Annotated in this window: 17 protein-coding genes; 15 read left to right on the top strand and 2 right to left on the bottom strand. The window is 71.8% G+C overall.

Annotated elements, in window-relative coordinates; all coding sequences use genetic code 11:
• Positions 1-90: 90 nt before the first annotated feature.
• Positions 91-1,038 carry a hypothetical protein gene (locus ACFQ79_RS07365; protein ID WP_383579977.1) on the bottom strand — a complete coding sequence of 316 codons (948 nt, stop codon included), beginning with the start codon at positions 1,036-1,038 and terminating at the stop codon, positions 91-93.
• A gap of 138 nt (positions 1,039-1,176) precedes the next feature.
• On the opposite strand from ACFQ79_RS07365, the gene ACFQ79_RS07360 reads away from it, so the two are divergent.
• Both ACFQ79_RS07360 and ACFQ79_RS07355 read left to right on the top strand, forming a co-directional pair.
• The gene (locus tag ACFQ79_RS07360) at positions 1,177-3,798 is read left to right on the top strand and encodes a valine--tRNA ligase (protein ID WP_383579976.1); all 2,622 of its coding nucleotides are present in this window, start codon (positions 1,177-1,179) and stop codon (positions 3,796-3,798) included.
• A 163-nt stretch (positions 3,799-3,961) separates the two neighbouring features.
• Positions 3,962-5,101: a sensor histidine kinase gene (locus ACFQ79_RS07355; RefSeq protein ID WP_383579974.1), complete on the top strand. Its 1,140-nt coding sequence runs from the start codon at positions 3,962-3,964 to the stop codon at positions 5,099-5,101.
• Between the two features lie 44 nt (positions 5,102-5,145).
• Here the strand turns inward: ACFQ79_RS07355 and ACFQ79_RS07350 are convergent, their stop codons facing one another.
• Complete coding sequence (locus tag ACFQ79_RS07350; protein WP_383579972.1) at positions 5,146-6,168, bottom strand: rod shape-determining protein; 1,023 nt, start codon at positions 6,166-6,168, stop codon at positions 5,146-5,148.
• A 100-nt stretch (positions 6,169-6,268) separates the two neighbouring features.
• Here ACFQ79_RS07350 and ACFQ79_RS07345 point away from each other — a divergent pair, with 100 nt between their 5' ends.
• From ACFQ79_RS07345 to ACFQ79_RS07285, 13 genes are all read left to right on the top strand, one after another.
• Entirely contained in the window at positions 6,269-7,768 is a 1,500-nt protein-coding gene (locus ACFQ79_RS07345) for a bifunctional folylpolyglutamate synthase/dihydrofolate synthase (RefSeq protein ID WP_383579970.1), read from the top strand.
• A gap of 5 nt (positions 7,769-7,773) precedes the next feature.
• A complete protein-coding gene (locus ACFQ79_RS07340; RefSeq protein WP_383579969.1) occupies positions 7,774-8,139 on the top strand; it encodes a DUF4233 domain-containing protein in 366 nt (121 codons plus the stop codon).
• A gap of 66 nt (positions 8,140-8,205) precedes the next feature.
• Positions 8,206-8,619, top strand: a complete 414-nt coding sequence (gene ndk, locus ACFQ79_RS07335) for a nucleoside-diphosphate kinase (RefSeq protein WP_121830245.1) — start codon at positions 8,206-8,208, stop codon at positions 8,617-8,619.
• Positions 8,620-8,919: 300 nt separating this feature from the next.
• The gene (locus ACFQ79_RS07330; RefSeq protein ID WP_030317599.1) at positions 8,920-9,939 is read left to right on the top strand and encodes a rod shape-determining protein; all 1,020 of its coding nucleotides are present in this window, start codon (positions 8,920-8,922) and stop codon (positions 9,937-9,939) included.
• A gap of 93 nt (positions 9,940-10,032) precedes the next feature.
• Entirely contained in the window at positions 10,033-11,028 is a 996-nt protein-coding gene (gene mreC / locus ACFQ79_RS07325; protein WP_383579968.1) for a rod shape-determining protein MreC, read from the top strand.
• Positions 11,025-11,693, top strand: a complete 669-nt coding sequence (gene mreD, locus ACFQ79_RS07320) for a rod shape-determining protein MreD (protein ID WP_209494857.1) — start codon at positions 11,025-11,027, stop codon at positions 11,691-11,693. The genes mreC and mreD overlap by 4 nt, the downstream gene beginning before the upstream one ends.
• A gap of 19 nt (positions 11,694-11,712) precedes the next feature.
• Complete coding sequence (gene mrdA, locus ACFQ79_RS07315) at positions 11,713-13,965, top strand: penicillin-binding protein 2 (protein WP_383579967.1); 2,253 nt, start codon at positions 11,713-11,715, stop codon at positions 13,963-13,965.
• 4 nt (positions 13,966-13,969) lie between these two features.
• Positions 13,970-15,169, top strand: a complete 1,200-nt coding sequence (gene rodA, locus ACFQ79_RS07310; RefSeq protein WP_383579966.1) for a rod shape-determining protein RodA — start codon at positions 13,970-13,972, stop codon at positions 15,167-15,169.
• Between the two features lie 87 nt (positions 15,170-15,256).
• Positions 15,257-16,783 carry a CHAD domain-containing protein gene (locus tag ACFQ79_RS07305; RefSeq protein ID WP_383579965.1) on the top strand — a complete coding sequence of 509 codons (1,527 nt, stop codon included), beginning with the start codon at positions 15,257-15,259 and terminating at the stop codon, positions 16,781-16,783.
• Between the two features lie 52 nt (positions 16,784-16,835).
• A complete protein-coding gene (locus ACFQ79_RS07300; protein WP_231074751.1) occupies positions 16,836-18,764 on the top strand; it encodes a TIGR03960 family B12-binding radical SAM protein in 1,929 nt (642 codons plus the stop codon).
• A 76-nt stretch (positions 18,765-18,840) separates the two neighbouring features.
• Positions 18,841-20,142, top strand: a complete 1,302-nt coding sequence (locus tag ACFQ79_RS07295; protein ID WP_383579963.1) for a hypothetical protein — start codon at positions 18,841-18,843, stop codon at positions 20,140-20,142.
• 122 nt (positions 20,143-20,264) lie between these two features.
• Positions 20,265-21,056 carry a TIGR03936 family radical SAM-associated protein gene (locus tag ACFQ79_RS07290; RefSeq protein WP_383579981.1) on the top strand — a complete coding sequence of 264 codons (792 nt, stop codon included), beginning with the start codon at positions 20,265-20,267 and terminating at the stop codon, positions 21,054-21,056.
• A gap of 233 nt (positions 21,057-21,289) precedes the next feature.
• Positions 21,290-25,225 (top strand): ribonuclease E/G, encoded by a 3,936-nt coding sequence (locus tag ACFQ79_RS07285; protein ID WP_383579962.1) that lies wholly within the window; start codon positions 21,290-21,292, stop codon positions 25,223-25,225.
• Positions 25,226-25,229 lie beyond the last annotated feature (4 nt).

Here is a 25,229-nt window from a genome sequence, read left to right as displayed (position 1 = left end):
GGCCCTTTTAGTGCGGCGTGTGGGTCCCGTATTTGTTGGGGCCCCCCCCCCCCCGGGGGGGCCCCCCCTTCTCCGTGTGCGGGCCCGGCATCAGGACTTGACGCGGACTTCCTTGCGGAACTTGGCGGTGAGGGCGGCGGCGTCCTCGGGGGAGCCGCCCGCGCCCGTGAGGGCGGAGGCCATGTCGAGCGGAACCACGAAGCCCACGGTGCTGTGGTCCGCCCAGACGCAGATGTTCATGGTGAACGCCGGGGTCGACGAGGCGGCGTCGGCCTCGCTCTTGGCCTGCTGGCACTTGAGGACGGCGCCGTCGAGCTCGGCGGGCTCGTAGGACTTCGGCTCGCCGACCAGGGCCGGCTCGCCCTTCTTGCCCTTGTCCTTGTCGGCCTCGGTCTTGATGGTGGCGAAGACGGTGTCGATGACCTTCTCGGGGTCGTCGATCTCGCCGTAGAGGCCGCTGAAGGAGAGGACCTTGCCCGCGAGGGGGTTGGCCTTGTTCTCCACCTGGTAGGAGGCGTTGACCTTCTGGGCGTTCTTGACGCCGTTCTTCTCCGCCTCCTTCATGGTGTCCTTGTCGGACGATTCGCCCTTGTCGGGGGCCTTCTTGTACTCGCCCAGGACCGTCTCCGGGGTGATCAGCTTGTGCGGGCCGTCGTCCGCGACCGAGGCGCCGCCCCCGCCCAGCACGAAGTACGCGCCCACGCCGATCGCCGCGACCACCGCGACCGCGCCGATGATCCAGCCCGCCTTCGACTTCTTCGGGGCCGGCGGGTGGGGGACGTAGCCGCCCGGGCCCTGGGGGGCGCCGTACTGGGGCTGCTGGCCGTACGGGCCGGGCTGCTGGGGCTGCTGCGGGTAGCCGTAGGGCGGCTGCTGCGGCGGGACGCCCTGCGGGGCCTGCTGGGGGTAGCCGTAACCGGGCTGCGCGCCGTACGGTCCCGGCTGCTGCGGCTGCTGCCCGTACGGTCCCGGCTGCTGGCCGTAGGGCCCGGGCTGCTGCGGCTGCTGGCCGTACGGGCCCGGCTGGTTGTAGCTCATCGACAGGTTCCCCTCACAGGATGTTTATGCCTACCGAACATCCTGGCGGAACCGGTGGGGTGTCAGTGCGGCGGGGCCCACACCGTTACCGAACCAAAGCGTTTCAGGACAGCACCGGGACACCCCTAAACTGGCCCCGTGACCGAGAACACTCAGCAGCAGACAGCGCCCACCACCGAACTGCCGACCACGTACGCGCCGGCCGAGGTAGAGGGGCCGCTGTACGAGCGCTGGGTAGAGCGCGGCTACTTCGAGGCGGACGCGAAGAGCGACAAGCCCGCGTACACGATCGTCATCCCGCCGCCGAACGTCACCGGCTCGCTCCACCTGGGCCACGCCTTCGAGCACACGCTGATCGACGCCCTCACCCGCCGCAAGCGCATGCAGGGCTTCGAGACGCTGTGGCAGCCCGGCATGGACCACGCCGGCATCGCCACCCAGAACGTCGTCGAGCGTGAGCTCGCCAAGGAGGGCAAGTCCCGCCACGACCTGGGCCGCGAGGCCTTCGTCGAGCGCGTCTGGGAGTGGAAGGCCGAGTCCGGCGGGCAGATCGCCGGCCAGATGCGGCGCCTCGGCGAGGGCCTCGCGTGGAGCCGTGACCGCTTCACCATGGACGAGGGTCTCTCCCGCGCGGTCCAGACGGTCTTCAAGAAGATGTTCGACGACGGTCTGATCTACCGCGCCGAGCGCATCATCAACTGGTGCCCGCGCTGTCTGACGGCCATCTCCGACATCGAGGTCGACTACCAGGACGACGACGGCGAGCTCGTCTCCATGAAGTACGGCGAGGGTGAGGACACCATCGTCGTCGCCACCACGCGTGCGGAGACGATGCTCGGTGACACCGCCGTCGCCGTCCACCCCGACGACGAGCGCTACGCCCACCTGATCGGCAAGCAGATCAAGCTGCCGCTGACGGACCGGACGATCCCGGTCGTCGCCGACACGCACGTCGACCCGGAGTTCGGCACCGGCGCCGTCAAGGTGACCCCGGCGCACGACCCGAACGACTTCGCCATCGGCCAGCGCCACGACCTCGAGTCCATCGAGGTCCTCGACGAGCGCGGTGTGATCACCGTCCACGGCCCCTTCCAGGGCCTGGACCGCTTCGAGGCGCGCTCCGCGATCGTCGCCGCCCTGCGGGCCGACGGCCGGATCGTCGCCGAGAAGCGCCCGTACGTCCACTCCGTCGGCCACTGCTCGCGCTGCAAGACGACGCTGGAGCCGCGTCTGTCGCTGCAGTGGTGGGTCAAGGTCGAGACCCTCGCCAAGGCCGCGGGTGACGCGGTCCGCGACGGCCGGGTCGACATCCACCCGGCCGACATGTCCCAGCGCTACTTCGACTGGGTCGACAACCTCAACGACTGGTGCATCTCGCGCCAGCTGTGGTGGGGCCACCGCATCCCCGTCTGGCACGGTCCCGACGGCGAGCTGGTCTGCGTCGGCCCCGACGACGAGGCGCCCACGGGTGAGGGCTGGACGCAGGACACCGACGTCCTCGACACCTGGTTCTCGTCCGGCCTGTGGCCGTTCTCCACGCTCGGCTGGCCCGAGAAGACCCCGGACCTGGCGAAGTTCTATCCGAACTCCGTCCTGGTCACCGGCTACGACCTGATGTTCTTCTGGGTCGCCCGGATGATGATGTTCGGTCTGTACGCGATGGACGGTCAGCCGCCCTTCCGCACGATCGCCTTCCACGGCATGGTCCGCGACGAGTTCGGCAAGAAGATGTCGAAGTCGTTCGGGAACACGGTCAACCCGCTGGACTGGATGGACAAGTACGGCTCCGACGCCCTGCGCTTCACCCTGGCCAAGGGCGCCAACCCGGGCGTCGACGTCCCGATCGGCGAGGACTGGGTCCAGGCGTCGCGGAACTTCGCCAACAAGATCTGGAACGCGACCCGTTTCGCGATGATGAACGGCGCCACGATCGAGGGCCCGCTGCCGGACGCCTCCGAGATGTCGGCGACCGACCGCTGGATCCTGTCCCGGCTCAACGAGACGGTCGCGCAGGCCGACGCGTACTACGAGGACTTCCAGTTCGCCAAGCTCGCCGACACCCTCTACCACTTCGCGTGGGACGAGGTCTTCGCCTGGTACGTCGAGCTGTCGAAGACCACGTTCTTCGCGGGCGGCGAGGGTGCCAAGGTCTCCGGCCGGGTCCTCGGCGAGGTCCTGGACGTCATGCTGCGGCTGCTGCACCCGATCGTCCCGTTCGTCACCGACACCCTGTGGACCACCCTCACCGGCGGTGAGTCCCTGGTGATCGCCGACTGGCCGAAGGACAGCGGCTTCCGCGACAAGGCCGCCGAGCAGGAGATCGAGCTCGTCCAGCGGGTCGTCACCGAGGTCCGCCGCTTCCGCAAGGAGCAGGGTCTCCAGGACGCCCAGAAGGTGCCGGCGCGCCTCACCGTCGACGGCACCCCGCTCGTCGCGCACGAGGCCGCCATCCGCCAGATCCTGCGCCTCCAGCCGGAGGGCGAGGGCTTCGCCGCCACCGCCTCCCTGCCGGTCGCGGGCGCCACGGTCGCGCTCGACCTGTCGGGCACGATCGACGTGGCCGCGGAGCGCAAGCGTCTCGCGAAGGACCTCGCGGCCGCCGAGAAGGAGAAGGCCCAGGCGAACGGCAAGCTCGGCAACGAGGCCTTCCTGGCCAAGGCCCCGGACAACGTGGTCGACAAGATCCGCGGCCGCCTCACCAAGGCGGACGAGGACATCGCCCGCATCGAGGCCCAGCTGGCGAGCCTGCCGCAGGCCTAGGACGGCATGACGAAGGGGCCCGGAACCGTGTCACGGTTCCGGGCCCCTTCGCGTACGCCTGCCCGTACGCCCGAACAGAAATAGGGACGAAGTGCCCGATGTCACATCAGACGGGACTTCAGGTCCACGTCGTCGGGACGAAAGACCTTGGATGATGGAAGGCATGCTCCACCTCCCCACCGTCCCCGCGCTGCGCCGATGCGTGGACCGGTGGGCGGTCTCGCCCCGCGCCCTCGACGTCGTCGCCGCGCTCAGCGCCTTCGGCCTCATGTGCCTGGACGTGCCGGGGCTCGCCCGCGCCGACAACTCCCTGACCGGCGTCACCGCCACCCTGGTCCTCGCGGCCGGAGCCGCCACCCTGGCGCTCCGGCGCCGGCTGCCCTGGGTGCCGTACCTGGTGGCACTCGGTCTGATGGGCTGGCTGCACGAGCTGACCATGATCCAGTTCGCGCTGTACTCGATCGGCCGGTACCGGGGGCGGCGCGCCGCCGTCGTCGCCACCCTGCTGTACGTCGGCGTCGCCTACGGACTCTTCCTCACGCCCGGCTGGCCCGCCCGGCACGGCGACACCCTGAGCGACTTCCTGAGCCTGGTCGTCCCGATCGGTGTCCTCGCGGCGGGCGTCGGCATCGCCGCGTACCGGCAGGACCTCGTCCGCGCCCTGGAGGTCCAGCGGCGCGAGGCCGCCGCCCGGCAGGCCGTCCAGGAGGAGCGGATCTCCGTCGGCCGGGACGTCCACGACCTGGTCGGCCGCGAGCTGACCGTGCTCGCGGTGCGGGCCGAGGTCCTCGCCGTACGGGCCAGGGGGGAGGGTCACCAGAAGGACTTCGAGGAGCTCGCGGACACCGCCCGGCGGGCCCACCTCATGCTCAACGAGACGATCGTGCGCCGTGCCGACCGGGACGCGGCCACCCCAGGCCTCGAAGGGCTCGCCGAGCTCGCCGGGGAGAGCGAGCGGATGGGCAGCCCCGTCGAGCTGACGGTCGCAAAGGAGGCGAAGGCCCTCTCGCCGCTGCGGCAGGCGGCCGTCCACCGGGTCGTGCGGGAATGCCTGACGAACGCCGCGAAGCACGCCCCCGGGCTGCCCGTGACGGTCACGATCACGGTGGAGGGCCCCGATCTGCGCATCGAGGTCCGCAATCCGCTGCCGAAGACCCCGCCGGACCCGGCCCCGGTCTCCACCGGCACCGGGCTCTTCTCGATGGAGGAGCGGGTCACCAGCATGGGCGGCACCCTGAAGGCCCGCCGGGAGGGCGAGGGCTACGAGGTGACGGCACTGCTGCCGACGGGCCTGCAGCGCTAGGTGCCGCCCGGCGCCGACGGGTCTCGCCACTCGCCGAGACGCGTTCAGCGCACCGTCTCCGCCTTCCCCATCACCCGCTGCAGCCCGTCGAAGTCCTCCACGCACCGGCCCGACCCCAGCACCACGCAGTCCAGCGGCCGGTCCGCGACGAAGACCGGGATGCCCGTCGCCGAGGCCATCCGCAGGTCCAGGCCCGGCAGCAGCGCCCCGCCGCCGGTGAGCACGATGCCGTGCTCCATGACGTCGCCGGACAGTTCGGGCGGGCACTCCTCCAGAGTGGCCCGTACCGCCGAGATGATCGCCTCGACCGGCTCGTCGAGCGCCGCCCGCACCTCGGGCACCGTCAGCTCCACCGTCCGGGGCAGTCCGCCGACCTTCTCCCGGCCGCGCACGGTGAAGGTCGCGTCCTCCCGCTCCTCCTCGCCCGGCACCGGCCAGGCCGTGCCGATGGCGACCTTGACGTCCTCGGCGGTCCGTTCGCCGATGAGCAGCGAGTGCCGCTTGCGGACGTAGTCGGTGACGGCCGCGTCGAGTCGGTCGCCGCCGACCCGCAGCGACCGGGCCGTGACGATCCCGCCGAGCGAGATCACCGCCACCTCGGTCGTACCGCCGCCGATGTCGACGACCATCGAGCCGCGCGGGGAGGAGACGGGCAGCCCGGCGCCGATCGCCGCCGCCATCGGCTCCTCGATCAGATGGACCGCCCGCGCGCCGGCCGAGAGCGAGGCGTGCACGATGGCCCGCCGCTCGACCTGGGTGACCCCGCTCGGCACACAGACCACCATCCGGGTGCGGGGCCGGCGGCGGCCCGGGACGGCCTTGCGCACGAAGTGCCGGATCATCTCCTCGGCCGCCTCGTAGTCGCTGATCACGCCGTCCCTCAGGGGGCGGATCGCGGTGATCGAACCGGGCGTGCGCCCGATGGTCTCCTTGGCCTCCGCGCCGACCGCGAGCGCCTGCCGCGAGCCCTCCTGCACCGCCACCACCGACGGTTCGTTCAGGACGATGCCCTGGCCCCGTGCGTAGAGGAGCGTGTTGGCCGTGCCGAGGTCGATCCCTATGTCCATGATCGCCAAGTTTGCCGGGCAGGTCCGGCGGACGGGGGACCGAAAGTCCCGAAAGGGGTGGGTCCAATGTCCTGTCGGTACCGCTCCGTAGACTGGGCCCGTGAGCGAGCCGAGCGACCCGAGTGACCAGTTCGACGACATCGTCGACGCCGAGACCGACCGAGACCCCGACCTGGCGGTGATCGAGGCCGGCAGCCGCACCCTGCGCACCCAGGGCGGCCGGCCCCAGGGCGACCCGGTGCCCAGCCGCCCGGAGGACCCGGAGCTGGACAAGGCGCTGCGCGAGGTCGAGACCGAGCTGTCCACCCGCTGGGGCGAGACCAAGCTGGAGCCCTCGGTCACCCGGATCGCGGCCCTGATGGACGTGCTCGGCGACCCGCAGCGCGCGTACCCCTCGATCCACATCACCGGAACCAACGGCAAGACGTCGACGGCCCGCATGATCGAGGCCCTGCTCGGCGCCTTCGAGCTGCGCACCGGGCGGTACACCTCGCCGCACGTGCAGACCATCACCGAGCGCATCAGCCTGGACGGCGCCCCGATCTCCGCCGAGCGGTTCGTCGAGACGTACCAGGACATCAAGCCGTACGTGGAGCTGGTCGACGCCCGAGAGGAGTACCGGCTCTCCTTCTTCGAGGTCCTCACCGGAATGGCGTACGCGGCCTTCGCCGACGCGCCGGTCGACGCGGCCGTCGTCGAGGTCGGCATGGGCGGCACCTGGGACGCGACGAACGTCATCGACGGCTCGGTCGCCGTCGTGACCCCGATCGACCTGGACCACACGGACCGGCTCGGCTCGACGACCGCCGAGATCGCCGGCGAGAAGTCCGGGATCATCAAGCAGGGCGCGACCGTGATCCTGGCCCAGCAGCCGGTGGACGCGGCGCAGGTCCTGCTGAAGAAGGCCGTCGAGGCGGACGCCACCGTGGCCCGCGAGGGCATGGAGTTCGGCATCGTCGCCCGCGAGGTCGCGGTCGGCGGCCAGCTCCTCACCCTGCGCGGTCTGGGCGGCGAGTACGACAACATCTTCCTGCCGCTGCACGGCGCCTACCAGGCGCACAACGCGGCGGTGGCGCTGGCGGCGGTCGAGGCCTTCTTCGGGATCGGCGCGGAGCACGCGCGGACCCTGGACCTCGACACGGTCCGGCAGGCCTTCGCCCAGGTGGCCTCGCCCGGCCGTCTGGAGATCGTCCGCTCGTCCCCGACGGTGATCCTGGACGCCGCGCACAACCCGCACGGCGCGCGGGCGACGGCGGAGGGCGTGAGCGAGGCCTTCGGCTTCTCGCGGCTCGTCGGCGTGGTCTCCACCAGCGGCGACAAGGACGCCAAGGGCCTCCTTGAGGCCTTCGAGCCGATCTTCGCGGAGGTCGTCGTCACGGCGAACTCCAACCCCCGTGCCACGGACGTGGACGCGCTCGCCGCCCTCGCGGTCGAGGTGTTCGGCGAGGACAGGGTCGTCGTGGAGCCGCGGCTGCCCGACGCCCTCGAGGCGGCCATCACGCTCGCGGAGGAAGAGGCCGAGTACGGCGGCGCGGGTGTCCTCGTGACCGGTTCGATCTTCACGGTCGGCGACGCCCGGCTGCTGCTGCGAAGGGGCTGAACCCGATGCGTACGCTCTGTTCCTCGACGCTCATCGGCGAGTTCTTCGTGATCGGCTTCGCCGGTCTCGTCGCGATGAAGGACGACAGTCTCGCGATGTCCACCGTCTGGTGGGTCTGCGGTGTCGCGATGGTCATCTCGGTGCTGCTCTGTGGGATGGTCACCCGCCCCGGCGGTGTGCAGCTCGGCTGGGCCCTGCAGATCGGCCTGATCCTCAGCGGCTTCGTCGTGCCGACGATGTTCTTCCTGGGGGCGGTTTTCGCCGGTCTGTGGTGGGCCTCTGTTCACTATGGGCGACGGATCGACGACATCAAGGCACGGTGGGCCGAGGCCCAGGACGCGGGGGCCTCGGCAGGGCCTGACGCTGCGTAATCGAGGGGCGTGCGGGGCCTGTAGCCTCGGAGGTCCCGCACACCGCTTTTCCGAAGGAGTTCACCCGTGAGCCAGCGCACGCTCGTCCTGCTCAAGCCCGACGCCGTCCGCCGTGGCCTGGTCGGCGAGATCATCGGCCGTATCGAGCGCAAGGCCGGCTGGACCCTGGCGGCCCTGGAGCTGCGCGAGCTGGACCAGGAGACCCTGGAGCAGCACTACGGCGAGCACAAGGGCAAGCCCTTCTACGAGCCGCTGATGGGCTTCATGTCCTCCGGCCCCGTCGTCGCGCTCGTCGTCGAGGGCGAGCGGGTCATCGAGGGCGTCCGCCAGCTGGCCGGTCCGACCGACCCGATCGCCGCCGCGCCCGGTTCGATCCGCGGCGACTTCGGCACCATCGTCCGGGAGAACCTGATCCACGCCTCCGACTCGGAGGAGTCGGCCCTGCGCGAGCTGAAGATCTTCTTCCCCGGTCTCGTCTGAGCCGACCCGACATCGCTGACTCGGCGTCAGCCGAACGCAGCAGCCTGTGGGGCGACCGAAGGAATTCGGTCGCCCCCAGGCATATGAACGCCGATCCCGGGAACGGATCGCCGCGTCCTACCGTCACCTGTACAGAGGTGGACCACCGCGCGGTATCCGGGCGGGCGGCACTACGATGGAAAACTCCACGCCGCACCACCTTCAGCCACCCACTTCAGCCACCGTTTCGCCTGCCTGAGAAGCCGTCAACGCTCGCTGGGGAAGGCCCGAAGCATCCTCATGGGAAACAAGGGGAACTCAATGTCGTTCATCGGCCGTGACATGGCTATCGACCTCGGGACTGCCAACACGCTGGTGTACGTCAGGGGGCGTGGCATCGTCCTCAACGAGCCGTCCGTGGTCGCGATCAACACCAACACCGGCGGCATCCTCGCGGTGGGCGCCGAGGCGAAGAAGATGATCGGCCGGACCCCCGGCAACATCGTCGCCGTCCGGCCCCTGAAGGACGGCGTGATCGCCGACTTCGAGATCACCGAGCGGATGCTCCGCTACTTCATCCTCAAGATCCACAAGCGCCGCTACCTGGCCCGCCCCCGGGTCGTCGTCTGCGTGCCCTCCGGCATCACCGGAGTGGAGCGCCGCGCCGTCATCGAGGCCTCGACGCAGGCCGGCGCCCGCCAGGTGCACATCATCGAGGAGCCCATGGCGGCGGCCATCGGCTCGGGCCTCCCGGTCCACGAGGCCACCGGCAACATGGTCGTGGACATCGGCGGCGGCACCACCGAGGTCGCCGTCATCTCCCTCGGCGGAATCGTCACGGCACAGTCGATCCGGGTCGCCGGCGACGAGCTGGACAACGCGATCATCCAGCACATCAAGAAGGAGTACTCGCTCCTCCTCGGTGAGCGCACCGCCGAGCAGATCAAGATCACCATCGGCTCCGCGTACGACCTCGACAAGGACGAGCACACCGAGATCCGCGGCCGCGACCTCGTCTCCGGTCTGCCCAAGACCGTGGTCATCTCGGCCGCCGAGGTCCGCAAGGCCATCGAGGAGCCGGTCAACGCCATCGTCGACGCGGTGAAGACCACCCTCGACAAGTGCCCGCCGGAGCTCTCCGGTGACGTGATGGACCGCGGCATCGTTCTCACGGGTGGCGGCGCCCTGCTGCGCGGCCTCGACGAGCGCCTCCGCCGCGAGACCGGAATGCCGATCCACATCGCCGAGGACCCGCTGGACTCGGTGGCGCTCGGCTCCGGCAAGTGCGTGGAGGAGTTCGAGGCCCTCCAGCAGGTCCTGGACGCCCAGCCGCGCCGCTAGCACCACCCGTACGGCCCATGTGAGCACCATCGCAGGGCCGTACGACCGCACAGTCGAACAACCGAACCACGAGGAAAGGCACGGCCGCCGCACGTGAGGGACACACGAGAGAGCCGGCTGCTCCTGGTGCTGCTGATCGCCATCGCGTTCGCACTGATCACGGTGGACATCCGCGGCGGTCAGGAGTCACCCGTCGACGGTGCCCGGCAGGCCGCAGCGGCGGTCTTCGGGCCGGTCGAGAACGGTGTGGCGGCCGCCGTCGATCCCATCGGCAACGCCATAGGCGCGGTCAGGGACTCCGGCGAGCGGCACACCCGGATCGCCGCGCTGGAGAAGGAGAACGCCGAACTCAAGGCGGAGCTCGGCAGCGACGACCGCAACCGCAACCGGCTGCGCGAGCTCGACTCCATCCTGAAGACCGCCGGCGCCGGGCAGTACGGCATCAAGGGCGCGCAGGTCATCGCCATAGGAGCGGCCCAGGGCTTCTCCTGGACCGTCACCGTCGACGTGGGCGCGCGCGACGGCATCAAGCGGGACATGACCGTCCTGAACGGCTCCGGGCTCGTCGGCCGCGTCACCACCGTCGGCCCGTCGACGTCCACGGTGCTGCTCGCCAACGACCCCGACTTCACCGTCGGCACGCGCATGGAGAAGTCCGACGAACTCGGCTTCGCCACCGGCCAGGGCGACCGCCCGCTGCTCGTGCAACTCCTCAACGGCAAGGCCAAGGTGAAGCCCGGCGACCGGCTCGTCACCTTCGGCTCGCGCGCCGACAAGCCCTTCGTGCCGGGCGTCCCGGTCGGCGAGGTCGTCCGCGTCGACCCCGCGGGCGGCGGCCTGACCCGCAACATCTACGTCCGCCCGTACGTCGGCTTCACCAAGCTCGACATCGTCGGCATCGTGGTGCAGGCCCCCCGCGCCGACCCGCGCGACATGGTCCTCCCGCAGAAGCCCAAGCCCGCGCCGACCGTCACCGTCACCGTGACACCGACGGCGACGCCACCGGACGGGCAGCAGGCCGCCGACGGACAGCGGAACCAGCAGGGCCAGAACCAGCAGGGCCAGGACCAGGGGGACACGACACCGTGAAGTTCAACCGGATCCTCCTCTCCGCCACCCTGATCGTGGTGGCCCTGGTCGTGCAGGTCTCCGTGCTCGCCCGGCTCCAGCTCCCCGGCGCCGTCCCCGACCTGGTCCTGCTCACCGTGGTCGGCCTGGCCCTGGTGTACGGACCGGTCAGCGGCTCGCTCATCGGCTTCAGCGCCGGCCTCCTCGCCGACCTGGCCCCGCCCGCCGACCACGCCGCCGGCCGCTACGCCCTCGTGCTCTGCGTCATCGGCTACCTCGTCGGCCTGGCCCGCCCGGAGAACGGCCGGCTGACCTCGGCGACCGGCCCGATGGCCGTCGTCGTCGCGGCCGCCGTCGGCTCCACCCTGCTGTACGCGGGGGTGGGCGCCCTCGTCGGCGACACCGCCGCCCGCCATGTCGGCCTGGGGTTCCTGCTGTTCACCGCGGCCGTGTACGACCTGCTCCTCGCGCCCTTCACGGTGCCGCTCATCATGGCGCTGGCCCGCCGCGCGGAGAACGACCCGCTCGCCGACGCCGGCGGGGGCAACGGCGCCGACGTCGCCTCCGGCTGGCTCTCCTCCGGCACCGGCCTGAGGATCGGGAACCAGCGCGGCGGCCTGCGGGTGAAGACCGCCCGGAGCCGCGCCTCACGGGCCGGACGCATCAAGGGAGTCAAGCGACTGTGACCGAGGGGGCCCCGACCGTATGAGCAACATCCCCGAGACAGGGCGGACCCCCCGGGTCCAGATCCGGCTCGTCGTCATCCAGATCCTCGTCTTCTCGCTGCTGCTGACCCTGGGGGGCCGGCTCTGGTACCTCCAGATCCGCAACGGCAAGGAGTACACGGACGAGGCGAAGAACAACCACGTCCAGCAGGTCGTGCAGCCCGCCGTGCGCGGCTCCGTCCTCGACGCCCGCGGCGTCCCGCTGGCCGACAACGAGACCCGGCTCGTGGTCTCCGCGTCGCGCACCGAGATGATGAAGATGAAGGACCGCGGCAAGGCGGTCCTGACCCGGCTCGCCGACGTCCTCGACATGAAGCCCGACGACGTCATCAACAAGATCCGGCTCTGCGACTCCAAGACCCCGAAGCCCTGCTGGAACGGTTCGCCCTACCAGCCGATCCCGGTCACGGACGAGGCCACCACCCAGCAGGCCCTGCAGATCCGCGAGCGCGCCGAGGACTTCCCCGGCATCACGGCCGAACCCACCGCCGTGCGCCGCTACCCGGCCCCCGGCAAGGCCCGCACCTCGCAGGTCCTCGGCTACCTCTCGCCCGTCACCGACAGCGAGATCGAGAAGGCCAAGGACACCGACTCGCCGTTCCTCCGCTCCGACCAGATCGGCCGGTCCGGGATCGAGCGCACCTACGACAAGGAACTGCGCGGCAAGGCCGGCGTCACCCGCTACGAGGTCGACAACCTCGGCCGGGTCATCGGCCAGGCCAAGAACGACCCCGCGGTCCCCGGCTCCAACGTCGTCACCTCCATCGACGCCCGCGTGCAGGCGGTCGCCGAGTGGGAGCTGCACAACGCGATGGTCGAGGCCCGCAAGGTGCACGACAAGAACACCAGCGAGAACTACAAGGCCGACTCCGGCGCCGTCGTGGTCATGGAGAACAAGACCGGCCGGATCGTCGCCATGGCCTCCCAGCCCGACTACGACCCCAACGCCTGGGTCGGCGGCATCTCCGCCAAGGACTACGCGGCCCTCACCGGCAAGGACTCCAACTTCCCGCTCCTCAACCGGGCCATCCAGGGCCAGGCCGCCCCCGGCTCGATCTTCAAGGTCATCCCGACGACGGCCGCCGTGAACGCCGGATACGACTTCAACGGGCGCTACCCGTGCCCCTCCTCGTACTCCATCGGCAACCAGGTCTTCAAGAACTTCGAGTCCCAGGGCCACGGCTCCATCACCCTCGGCCAGGCCCTCGAGGTCTCCTGCGACACCGTCTACTACGCCCTCTCCCACCAGCAGTGGCAGAAGGACGGCGGGATGAAGCCGAAGAAGGACGCCAAGGACTGGTTCTACAAGACGGCCCACCAGTTCGGCCTCGGCGCCGAGACCGGCATCGACCTCCCCAACGAGGTCACCGGCCGCGTCCCCGACCGGAAGTGGAAGCAGGACTTCTGGACGGACAACAAGGACTACTGGTGCCGCATCGGCAAGAAGGGCGGCACGTACGTCCAGCAGCTCTCGTACGAGAACTGCCTCGAAGGCAACCTGATGCGCGCCGGTGACTCCGTCAACTACTCCATCGGCCAGGGCGACACCCTCGTCACCCCCATCCAGATGGCCACCATCTACGCCGCCATCGCCAACGGCGGCACCCTCTGGAACCCCACCGTCGGCAAGGCGATCGTCAGCCCCGACGGCAAGAAGGTCACCGAGATCAAGCCCAAGGCGCACGGCAGGCTGCCCATGGACGCCAAGACGCAGGCCTTGATAGAGGAAGCCCTCGCGGGAGTCGCCACCCGCGGTACGGCCGCCTGGCGATTCGGCGGCTGGCCGCAGGACAAGATCCCGATGCACGCCAAGACGGGTACCGCCGAGGTCTACGGCAAGCAGACGACCTCGTGGTTCGCCACGTACACCAAGGACTACGCGATCGTCATGACGATCGCCCAGGGCGGTACGGGCTCCGGCGCCTCCGGCCCCGCCGTCCGCAACATCTACGACGCGCTCTACGGACTCGACGACGCCGGCAACCAGGACCTCAAGCGGGCCCTGCTGCCGCAGCCGCAGAAGAGCCTGCCGAAGATCGAGGCCGACGGCTCCATCGACGCCCCGAAGACCAAGCCGTACGACCCGGAGATCGGCAAGGTCGACCCCGACGCGCCCCTCGGCACGCCCGACGGCACCCAGCAGCCCGACCCGGCCGACCCGGGCCAGGCCGACCCCGACAAGCCCGACCAGCAGGAACTCGCGGGCCCGCCCGCCGCCTGGCGGAGGGACTGAACCGATGACCGCACCCCACGGCTTCTCCATCTCCCGGTACGCCCCCGAGCGCGGCACGCTCGCCAAGCTGGCCGCCCGCGACTCGGTGGTCCGCCGGCTCGACTGGCCGATCCTGCTCTCCGCGCTCGCGCTCTCCTTCATCGGGGCGCTGCTCGTCTGGTCCGCCACCCGCGGCCGCACCGAGCTCAACAACGGCGACCCGTACTACTTCCTCTTCCGGCACGTGCTCAACACCGGCATCGGCGTCGCCCTGATGATCGGCACGATCTGGCTCGGCCACCGCACCCTGCGCGGCGCGGTCCCGGTCCTCTACGGCCTCTCGATCGTGCTGATCCTCGCCGTCCTCACCCCGCTCGGCGCCACCATCAACGGCGCCCACGCGTGGATCGTCGTCGGCGGCGGCTTCTCGCTCCAGCCCAGTGAGTTCGTGAAGATCACGATCATCCTGGTGATGGCGATGCTGCTGGCCGCGAAGGTCGACGCGGGCGACCAGATCCACCCCGACCACCGCACCGTCGCCAAGGCCCTCACCCTGGCCGCGCTCCCCATGGGCATCGTCATGCTGATGCCGGACCTCGGCTCGGTCATGGTCATGGCGGTCATCGTGCTCGGAGTGCTGCTCGCCTCCGGCGCCTCCAACCGCTGGGTCCTCGGACTGATCGGCGCCGGTGTCGGAGGCGCGGTCCTCGTCACCGCGCTCGGCATGCTCGACGAGTACCAGATCAACCGCTTCGCGGCCTTCGCCAACCCCGAACTCGACCCGGCCGGCGTCGGCTACAACACCAACCAGGCCCGGATCGCGATCGGCTCCGGCGGCCTCCTCGGCTCAGGACTCTTCAAGGGCTCCCAGACCACCGGCCAGTTCGTGCCCGAGCAGCAGACCGACTTCGTCTTCACGGTCGCGGGCGAGGAGCTGGGCTTCGTCGGCGCCGGCCTGATCCTGCTGCTCCTCGGTGTCGTCCTCTGGCGGGCCTGCCGGATCGCCCGCGAGACCACCGAGCTCTACGGCACTGTCGTCGCGGCCGGGATCATCGCCTGGTTCGCCTTCCAGTCCTTCGAGAACATCGGCATGACGCTCGGCATCATGCCCGTCGCCGGACTGCCGCTGCCGTTCGTCTCGTACGGCGGCTCGTCGATGTTCGCGGTGTGGGTGGCGATCGGACTGCTCCAGTCGATCAGGGTCCAGCGGCCCATGACGGCCTAGAGGACGTCCGGCGGATCCCCCAGGGGATTTCCGGACAGGCTGACCGGCGCACTCCCGCGGAGTTCACTTCCCGTCTAGATTCGATTCATGGCGGACACGAAGCGAGAGATCGAGCGGAAGTACGAAGCCACCCCCCGAACCGGCCTCCCGGACCTGACCCGGGCGGCCGGAGTGGCCTCGGTCACCGACGAGGGCGTCACCGAACTCGACGCCGTCTACTACGACACCCCCGACCTGCGACTCGCCGCCGACGCGCTCACCCTGCGCCGCCGCACCGGCGGCGCGGACGCCGGCTGGCACCTGAAGTTCCCCGTCGCCTCCGGCATCCGCGACGAGATCAGAGCCCCGCTCTCGGACACGCTCCCGCGGTCCCTGGCGGGGCTCCTTCGCTCCCGCGTCCGGGACGCCGAGATCGTCCCCGTCGTCCGCCTCCGCTCCTCCCGTGACGTCCGCCACCTCCGCGACGGCGACGGCACCCTCCTCGCCGAACTCTCCGTGGACACCGTCCACGCCGAAGGCCTCACGAGCGGGGGAGAGGCCGCCTGGACCGAGATCGAGGTCGAACTCGCCGACGACACCGACCCCGCCGTCCTCGACGCCGTCGAGAAACGCCTCAGGAAGGCCGGCATCCGGCCCTCGGACTCCCCGTCGAAACTGTCCCGAGCGCTCGCCGAGACCGGCGTGGAGCCCGGGCCGCCCGCGGCCGCGCCGGAGCCGTCCGGTGCGCCCGGCACCGCCGGAGCCGCCGTCCTCGGCTACGTACGGGAACAGGTCGAGGCGATCGTCGCGTACGACCCCGCCGTACGGCGCGACCTGCCCGACGCCGTCCACCAGTTGCGCGTCGGCTGCCGCCGGCTGCGCAGCGCCTTCAAGACGTACGGGAAGGTCCTCGACCGGGAGGCCACCGACCCGATCGGCGAGGAACTGAAATGGCTCGCCGGAGAACTCGGCGTCGCCCGCGACCAGGAGGTCCTCGACGAACGGCTGCGCACCCGCCTCGACGAGCTGCCCCGCACCCTGGTCCTCGGCCCGGTCAAGGCCCGGCTGCGCCGCCGCGACGCCGCCCACGGCAAGACGGCCCGCCGCCAGGCCCTCGCCGCCCTCGACTCCGCCCGCTACCTCGCCCTCCTCGGAGCCCTCGACGCGCTCCTCGCCGACCCGCCGCTGCGCGAGGACGCCGCCGGCGACGCCCGGACGGTCCTCGCCCGAGCCGTCCGCAAGGACCACGCCCGCCTCGGCGGCCGGATCGGCCACGCCCTCTCCCTCGGACCCGGGCACGAACGCGACCTCGCCCTCCACGAGGCCCGCAAGGCCGCCAAACGCGCCCGCTACGCGGCCGAGGCCGCCCGGCCCACCCTCGGGAAGCCCGCGAAGCGACTGGCGAAACGGGTGAAGGCCGTCCAGAACCTGCTCGGCGAGCACCAGGACGCCGTCGTCGCCCGGGGCGCCCTGCGCGAGCTCGCGGTCGTGGCCCACGGGGCCGGCGAATCGGCCTTCACCTGGGGACTTCTGTACGGACACGAGGAGGCCGCCGCGGAGGCCGCCGAGCGGGCGCTCCCCGAGGTCTGGGCCAGGGCCTCGGCCCCGGAACTCACGGCGTCCCTGACCCGCTGAGCACCGGGGTACGCTTGAGAGTCGCCCCCCTGCCAGCTCACGAAGGTTCGAGATGTCTGCTGCCGAGTCTGTCTTCCCGCAGCTCGAAGCTCTGCTCCCGCACGTGCAGAAGCCGATTCAGTACGTCGGTGGAGAGCTGAACTCCACGGTCAAGCCGTGGGAGTCCGCCGACGTCCGCTGGGCGCTGATGTACCCGGACGCGTACGAGGTCGGTCTGCCCAATCAGGGCGTCATGATCCTCTACGAGGTGCTCAACGAGCGCGAGGGCGTCCTCGCCGAGCGCACCTACAGCGTCTGGCCGGACCTCGAGGAGCTGATGCGGGAGCACAAGGTCCCGCAGTTCACGGTCGACAGCCACCGCCCCGTCGGCGCGTTCGACGTGTTCGGCCTGAGCTTCTCCACCGAGCTCGGCTACACGAACATGCTCACCGCCCTCGACCTGGCCGGCATCCCGCTGGAGTCGAAGGACCGCACCGTCGACCACCCGATCGTGCTCGCGGGCGGCCACGCGGCCTTCAACCCCGAGCCGATCGCGGACTTCATCGACGCGGCGATCATCGGCGACGGCGAGCAGGCCGTCCTCGACATGACCGAGATCATCCGCGCCTGGAAGGCCGAGGGCCGGCCGGGCGGCCGCGAGGAGGTCCTCTTCCGCCTCGCCAGGACCGGCTCGGTGTACATCCCGCGGTTCTACGACGTGGAGTACCTGCCGGACGGCCGCATCGGCCGTGTCGTGCCCAACAGGTCCGGTGTGCCGTGGCGCGTCTCCAAGCACACCGTCATGGACCTCGACGAGTGGCCTTACCCCAAGCAGCCCCTCGTGCCGCTCGCGGAGACCGTCCACGAGCGCATGTCCGTCGAGATCTTCCGCGGCTGCACCCGCGGCTGCCGCTTCTGCCAGGCCGGCATGATCACGCGCCCCGTGCGGGAGCGAAGCATCACCGGCATCGGCGAGATGGTCGAGAAGGGCCTCAAGGCGACGGGCTTCGAGGAGGTCGGCCTCCTCTCGCTGTCCTCCGCGGACCACTCCGAGATCGGTGAGATCGCCAAGGGCCTCGCCGACCGGTACACGGAGGACAAGGTGGGCCTGTCCCTGCCGTCCACCCGTGTCGACGCCTTCAACGTGGACCTGGCCAACGAGCTGACCAGGAACGGGCGCCGCTCCGGCCTCACCTTCGCCCCCGAGGGCGGCTCCGAGCGCATGCGCAAGGTCATCAACAAGATGGTCTCGGAGGAGGACCTCATCCGGACCGTCTCCACCGCGTACGGCAACGGCTGGCGCCAGGTGAAGCTGTACTTCATGTGCGGCCTGCCGACGGAGACCGACGAGGACGTCCTCCAGATCGCCGACATGGCGATGAACGTGATCGCCGAGGGCCGCAAGGTCTCCGGCCAGAACGACATCCGCTGCACCGTCTCCATCGGCGGTTTCGTGCCCAAGCCGCACACCCCGTTCCAGTGGGCCCCGCAGCTGTCGGCCGAGGAGACGGACGAGCGGCTGCGCAAGCTCCGCGACAAGATCCGCGGCGACAAGAAGTACGGCCGCTCGATCGGCTTCCGCTACCACGACGGCAAGCCGGGCATCGTCGAGGGCCTCCTCTCCCGCGGCGACCGCCGCATCGGCGCGGTCATCCGCGCGGTGTACGAGGACGGCGGCCGCTTCGACGGCTGGCGCGAGCACTTCTCGTACGACCGCTGGATGGCGTGCGCCGAGAAGACGCTGCCGGAGATGGGCGTCGACGTCGCCTGGTACACGACCCGCGAGCGCACCTACGAGGAGGTCCTGCCCTGGGACCACCTGGACTCCGGTCTCGACAAGGACTGGCTCTGGGAGGACTGGCAGGACTCGCTCGACGAGACCGAGGTCGAGGACTGCCGCTGGACCCCGTGCTTCGACTGCGGCGTCTGCCCCCAGATGGACACCCACATCCAGATCGGCCCCACCGGCAAGAAGCTGCTGCCGCTGTCGGTCGTGAAGTAGGTCCGTTCGGGTAACACTCCGGCGACGGCCCGGCGTGAGGGGAAACCCTCCGCCGGGCCGTCGCGTCATGTCCGGCATGAGCATGGAGAACCCGCCCCCGCCGGCGCTGATCCGCATCCCGGTCCGGATCGTCGTGCTGGTCGTCGTCCTGCCCGTCCGGATGGTCTGGGACGTGCTGACGGCGACGGCGCACGTCCTCGACCGCACGGTCCTGCGTCCGGTGGGCCGGGGCCTCGCCCGGGTGTTCACGGGTGTGGGCCGGGGTCTCGCATGGGCGTTCACGGGCCTGGGGAGGGGCGTCGGCCGGTTCCTCCACCACGCGGTGGCCCGACCGGCGCGATGGCTGTACCGGTCGCTGCTGACGCCGGTGGGGCACGGTCTCGCGTGGGTGCTCACCGGTGCGGGCCGGGGCCTCGCGTGGGTGCTGACCCGGGTCGGCCGCGGTCTCGCCCGGGTGTTCACCGGTGTCGGCGTCGGGCTCGGGTGGCTGTGGCGGGGGTTCTCGGTCGCCGTGACCTGGCTGGCCAGGGCCGTGTTCGTATGGCCGTGGGCAGGGCTCTGGCGGTACGTGGTCGTGCCGGTCTGCCGCTACGGGATCGCCGTGCCGGCCGCCTGGCTGTACCGGCGGGTCCTCGCCCCGCTCGGCACCGGGCTCCTGTTCCTGCTGGAGAAGCTGGTCCTCGTACCCGTCGTCGCGCTCTTCCGGTACGTCCTGATCCCCCTCCTGCGGTACGGCGTGGTCGTGCCCGTCCTCTGGTTCGACCGGCACGTCCTGGGACCGGTCGGCCGGGGGCTCTCGTGGTTCCTGCCCAGGCTCGGACACGTCCTCGCCGTCGGCACGGCGGTGCTGCTCAAGGCCGTGTTCGTGTGGCCGTGGGCGGGGCTCTGGCGGTACGTGCTCGTGCCGGTCGCCGTGCACGGCGTCGCCCGGCCTGTCGCCTGGCTCTGGAACCGGGTCCTCGTGCCGCTCGCGAGGGAGGTCAGGGACGCCCTCGCCGTCTGCTGGCGGATCGCCGGCTTCGTCTCGCGGGCCGTCGGCCGCGCGCTCGGGCGGCTGGCCTGGTCCCTGCTGGGGCGGCCCGCGGTCTGGGTCTGGCGGAACGTCTGCACCCCCGCCGGCCACTGGGTCCGCGACCAGGTCTGGGCCCCCGCCCGCACGGCCGCCGTCCAGGCCGGGCGGGCGGCGAAGGAGGCACTCGCCTCGGCCCGCGCCGCCGTGCGGGAGGCCCGCCGGGACACCTGGCGTGCCCTGGTCGGCTCAGTCCGGTCGTCCGGGTCCGGGGAACCGGACGTGGCCCGGGCGCGTACTCTGGGTAGTACAGCGAACGTCCCCGGCGCGGCGCCCGCCCCCGAGATCTCCCTGCGAAAGCGGGGGTGAACCGGGCGGGACCCCCGAGGCAACCCGTACATCTCGTGGACGGCGCCACCCGCGCCGCCCCGCACCGAGGAGAAGAACCACTGGGCAAGCGACAGCCCGAAGGCCCGCCGCCCGCACCGGCGGTGCAGCGCATCCGACTGCGCTACACCAAGCGCGGCCGCCTCCGGTTCACCAGCCACCGTGACTTCCAGCGCGCTTTCGAGCGTGCGCTGCGCCGTGCCGAGGTGCCCATGGCGTACTCGGCCGGCTTCACCCCGCACCCCAAGGTGTCGTACGCCAACGCCGCCCCCACGGGCACGGGCTCCGAGGCCGAATACCTGGAGATCGCCCTCACCGAGGCACGCGACCCGGAGACCCTGCGGGCCCTGCTCGACGAGTCCCTCCCGGCCGGCCTCGACATCACCGACGCCGTCGAGGCCCGGACCTCGGGCCTCGCCGACCGGCTCACCGCCTCCATCTGGGAGCTGCGCCTCGAAGGCGTCACCGTCGAGGACGTGGAGAAGGCCGCCGAGGCGTTTCTCGCGGCCGAGACCGTGGAAGTACAGCGCAAGACCAAGAACGGCGTCCGCACCTTCGACGCACGCTCCGCGGTCACCGAGCTGACGGCAACCGCTCCCCAGGGCGATCCCCAGGGTGATAGGCCGCTGGACAGCGCCTGTGCGATACTGCGGCTGGTTGTTCGGCACGTGACACCTGCCGTACGACCCGACGACGTCCTGTCCGGTCTCCGAGCTGTGGCCGACCTGGCGCCGCCGGTCCCCGCTGCGGTGACCAGGCTGGCGCAGGGGCTCTTCGACGAGGAGTCCGGCACGGTGACCGACCCGCTCGCGCCCGACCGCGAGGCAGTCAAGGCCGCAACTACCACGGCCGCCGCGACCGCCTCTGCGACGGCGCCGGGTGCCGGCATCGCGTAGGGAGCGGTCGTCGTAGCGCCGCCCTGGTACTCGGGAGCCACCTGGGTCGGGCAGCGCACTGACCAGGAGACTTTCGCCAGGCCGTACGCACAGTGCGTACGGAACCGGCGAGCCAGACATAGAGCTCCCGTGCGGCGCCCGCGCCCCGGACGGCGGCACCGCGCCCCAGGCGCGACCGTGCCGCCGGACCGGACCAAGACGCGGCGCCCGGGAGCGTGACGGGAGAACCCCGCATGCTCGAGTCCAACGAAGACACCAACGCCCCCGGTGACAAGCTGCCGCCGCGCCGCAGGCGCCGCGCCGCTTCCCGCCCCGCCGGTCCGCCGGTGACGGGCACGACCGCCGAGGCCACCGAGGCCACGACGGCCACCGACACCGCGGCCGTGGAGGCCGCCCCGGCCGAGACCGAGGCCGCACCCGCGCCGCGCGCCCGCCGCCGTGCCACCCGCAAGGCCACCGCCCCGGCCGCCGAGGCCGCCGCGCCCGCCGCGGAGACCCCGGAGCCGGTCGTGGAGACCCCCGCCGCGGAGACCCCCGCCGCGGAGACCCCCGCCGCCGAGGCCGCCGCCCCCGAGGCCGTCGAGGAGGCCCCCGAGGCCGCCCCGGCCCGCCCGCGCCGCCGCGCCACCCGTAAGGCCACCTCGCCGGTGACCTCCCCGGCCGTCGCCGAGGCCCCCGAAGAGACCACCGCGGTCACGCCGGCCGAGCCGGTCGCCGAGGAGGCCCCCGAGGCCGCCCCGCCGGCCCGCGCCCGCCGCCGCGCCACCCGCAAGGCCACTGCCCCGGCCGGCGCCGTGGGCGTCGCCGCCGAGACCGCGGAGACCGTGGTCGCCGCCGAACCGGTGGTCGCCGCCGCTCCCGCCCCGGTCGCCGAGGTCGCGGAGGAGTCCGCCGCGCCCGCCCCGCGCACCCGCCGCCGTGCCACCCGTAAGGTCGCCTCGCCCGAGGCGACCACCGAGGCCGGCACCGAGGCCGCCCCCACCGGCGAGTCGCTGCCGACGGCCGCCGTCGCGCAGATCGCCGCCGACGAGGCCGAGGTCACCGCCGCCGAGACCGCCGCCACCCGTGGCCGCGGCCGCCGCCGCGCGACCTCCCCGCAGTTCACCTCCGAGCCCGCCCCGGCCCGCGAGTCGCGCCGCGCCGCGCGCCCCTCCGTCGCCGTCTTCCAGGCGCCGGTCTTCACCGAGCCGATGTTCCAGACCCCGGAGACCGCCGCCGCGGCCGCGGCCGCGGCCCCGGTGGAGCCGGAGGAGGACGAGACGGTCGAGGAGATCGAGCTCGTCGAGGCCGAGACCGAGGTCGAGGAGACCCCCGAGCCCGTCGAGCGCCCCGAGGGCTCCCGCCGTCGCCGCCGTCGCCGTGGCGAGCCCGTCGCCGTCGAGCCCGTCCCGGCCACCGTCGCCGACGAGCCCGAGGTCGAGGCCGCCGCCGACGAGGTCGAGGAGGCCGACGAGGCCGAGGAGACCGACGAGTACGAGGACCGCCCGTCCCGTCGCCGCCGCCGCGGCGGCCGTCGCCGCCGTCGCGGTGAGCTCACCGAGGTCGAGGAGTCCGAGGAGGGCGAGGAGCCGCGCTCCGACGACTCCGACGAGACCGAGGAGTCCGAGGACGGCGAGGAGGAGCACGACGAGGCCGAGGCCTTCGCCGGCGGCTCCAGCAGCTCCCGTCGCCGCCGTCGTCGCCGCCGTCGCAGCGGGGACGCCTCCGCCGACGCCGAGGGCACCGACGAGGAGGGCGTCCGTACGGTCGTCAAGGTCCGCGAGCCCCGCCCGGCCCGCGAGAAGGCCGAGCCCGGCACCGGCGCCGACGAGGTCCAGTCCATCAAGGGCTCGACCCGTCTGGAGGCCAAGAAGCAGCGCCGTCGCGAGGGCCGCGAGCAGGGCCGCCGCCGCGTCCCGATCATCACCGAAGCCGAGTTCCTGGCCCGCCGTGAGGCCGTCGAGCGCGTCATGGTCGTCCGCCAGAGCGGCGAGCGCACCCAGATCGGCGTCCTCGAGGACAACGTGCTCGTCGAGCACTACGTCAACAAGGAGCAGGCCACCTCGTACGTCGGCAACGTCTACCTGGGCAAGGTCCAGAACGTCCTGCCGTCCATGGAGGCCGCCTTCGTCGACATCGGCAAGGGCCGCAACGCCGTCCTGTACGCCGGCGAGGTCAACTTCGAGGCGCTCGGCATGGGCAACGGCCCGCGTCGCATCGAGACCGCCCTCAAGTCCGGCCAGTCGGTCCTCGTCCAGGTGACGAAGGACCCGATCGGTCACAAGGGCGCCCGTCTGACCAGCCAGGTCTCGCTGCCCGGCCGCTACCTCGTGTACGTCCCCGAGGGCTCGATGACCGGCATCAGCCGCAAGCTCCCGGACACCGAGCGCGCCCGCCTCAAGACCATCCTCAAGAAGATCGTCCCCGAGGACGCGGGCGTCATCGTGCGCACCGCCGCCGAGGGCGCGAGCGAGGACGAGCTGCGCCGCGACGTCGAGCGACTGCAGGCGCAGTGGGAGGACATCCAGAAGAAGGCGAAGAGCGGCAACGCCCCGACGCTGCTCTACGGCGAGCCGGACATGACCGTCCGGGTCGTCCGCGACATCTTCAACGAGGACTTCTCCAAGGTCATCGTCAGCGGTGACGAGGCGTGGGAGACCATCCACGGCTACGTGCACCACGTCGCCCCGGACCTGACCGACCGCCTGTCCAAGTGGACGAGCGAGGTCGACGTCTTCGCGACGTACCGGATCGACGAGCAGCTCATGAAGGCGCTCGACCGCAAGGTCTGGCTGCCCAGCGGCGGCTCGCTGGTGATCGACAAGACCGAGGCGATGATCGTCGTCGACGTCAACACCGGCAAGTTCACCGGCCAGGGCGGCAACCTCGAAGAGACCGTGACGAGGAACAACCTCGAAGCGGCCGAGGAGATCGTGCGCCAGCTCCGGCTGCGCGACCTCGGCGGCATCGTCGTCATCGACTTCATCGACATGGTCCTGGAGTCCAACCGCGACCTGGTGCTGCGCCGCCTCCTGGAGTGCCTGGGCCGGGACCGGACCAAGCACCAGGTGGCCGAGGTCACCTCGCTCGGCCTGGTGCAGATGACCCGCAAGCGGGTCGGCCAGGGCCTCCTGGAGTCCTTCTCCGAGACCTGCGTCCACTGCAACGGCCGCGGTGTCATCGTGCACATGGAGCAGCCGAGCACCGCCGGTGGCGGTGGCGGCGGCAAGCGCTCGAAGAAGCGCGGCCGCGGTGGCGCCGAGCACGTCCACGAGCACGAGCACGCCGAGGTCACCGAGGCCGCCGAGACGGACGGCGAGACCGCCGAGGTCGAGACCGAGGCCGAGGTCGCCGCCGAGCTGGCCGCCCCGGTGGCCCTGCCCGAGCCGATCGCCGCGGACGAGGAGCTGTACGGCTCCATCGCCGAGGCGGAGGCCGCCGCGACCCGCGGTCGCGGCCGTCGTCGGGCGACCCGCCGGGTGTCCGCGCCGGCCGCCGCGCGGCCGGTCGTGGAGACCGAGGCCGTCGAGTTCGAGGCGAAGCCGAAGGCCGAGCCGAAGCCGGAGCCCGTGGCCGCGCCGGAGCCGGTCGTCGAGCCGGAGCCCGTCGTGGCGCCGGTCGCCGAGGCCGTCGCCGAGCCGGTGGTCGAGGAGACCGCCGCCCCGGCCCCGCGCGGCCGCCGCCGTGCCACCCGCCGCGTGACCTCCCCGGTCGTCTCGACCACGGAGCCGGCCGCCGCGCCGACCGTCGTCGAGCCGGTCGTCGAGACCGCCCCGGAGCCGGAGCCCGTCGCGGCGCCGGTCGCCGAGGCCGTCGCCGAGCCGGTCGCCGAGCCCGTCGTCGAGGAGGCCCCCGTGGCCGCCCCGCCGCGGGCCCGCCGCCGGGTGGTCCGTAAGGCCACGGCTCCCGCCGGTTCGCCCTCGGGCGCCGAGGAGGCGGCCGTCGTCGTGGTGACCGCGGCCCCGGCCGAGGCCACCGAGGCGGCTCCGCAGGCCGCCGACGCCGAGGCCGAGCCCGCCCCCGTCAAGAAGACGGCGGCGCGCAAGACCGCGGCGAAGAAGACCACGGCCAAGAAGGCCGCCACCAAGAAGACGGCGGCGACCAAGAAGACCGCGGCGAAGAAGACGACCACCAAGAAGGCCCCGGCCAAGAAGGCGGCGGAGAAGACCGCCGCCCCGGCCCAGGACTGACCGG

The organism is Streptomyces sp. NPDC056480 (genome assembly GCF_042795405.1).
Taxonomy (GTDB): domain Bacteria; phylum Actinomycetota; class Actinomycetes; order Streptomycetales; family Streptomycetaceae; genus Streptomyces.
The sequence above is the reverse complement of the archived record's forward strand: the minus strand, read 5'-3'. Positions and strand labels throughout refer to the sequence as shown.

What these genes read in the sequence shown, in the direction of transcription:
- ACFQ79_RS07355 (WP_383579974.1), top strand. Translation starts at nt 3,962, where the DNA reads ATGCTCCACCTCCCCACCGTCCCCGCGCTGCGCCGATGCGTGGACCGG.
- rodA (WP_383579966.1), top strand. Translation starts at nt 13,970, where the DNA reads ATGACCGCACCCCACGGCTTCTCCATCTCCCGGTACGCCCCCGAGCGC.
- ACFQ79_RS07300 (WP_231074751.1), top strand. Translation starts at nt 16,836, where the DNA reads ATGTCTGCTGCCGAGTCTGTCTTCCCGCAGCTCGAAGCTCTGCTCCCG.
- ACFQ79_RS07340 (WP_383579969.1), top strand. Translation starts at nt 7,774, where the DNA reads ATGCGTACGCTCTGTTCCTCGACGCTCATCGGCGAGTTCTTCGTGATC.
- ACFQ79_RS07365 (WP_383579977.1), bottom strand. Translation starts at nt 1,038, where the DNA reads ATGAGCTACAACCAGCCGGGCCCGTACGGCCAGCAGCCGCAGCAGCCC.
- ACFQ79_RS07350 (WP_383579972.1), bottom strand. Translation starts at nt 6,168, where the DNA reads ATGGACATAGGGATCGACCTCGGCACGGCCAACACGCTCCTCTACGCA.
- ACFQ79_RS07295 (WP_383579963.1), top strand. Translation starts at nt 18,841, where the DNA reads ATGAGCATGGAGAACCCGCCCCCGCCGGCGCTGATCCGCATCCCGGTC.
- ACFQ79_RS07285 (WP_383579962.1), top strand. Translation starts at nt 21,290, where the DNA reads ATGCTCGAGTCCAACGAAGACACCAACGCCCCCGGTGACAAGCTGCCG.
- ACFQ79_RS07330 (WP_030317599.1), top strand. Translation starts at nt 8,920, where the DNA reads ATGTCGTTCATCGGCCGTGACATGGCTATCGACCTCGGGACTGCCAAC.
- mrdA (WP_383579967.1), top strand. Translation starts at nt 11,713, where the DNA reads ATGAGCAACATCCCCGAGACAGGGCGGACCCCCCGGGTCCAGATCCGG.
- ACFQ79_RS07305 (WP_383579965.1), top strand. Translation starts at nt 15,257, where the DNA reads ATGGCGGACACGAAGCGAGAGATCGAGCGGAAGTACGAAGCCACCCCC.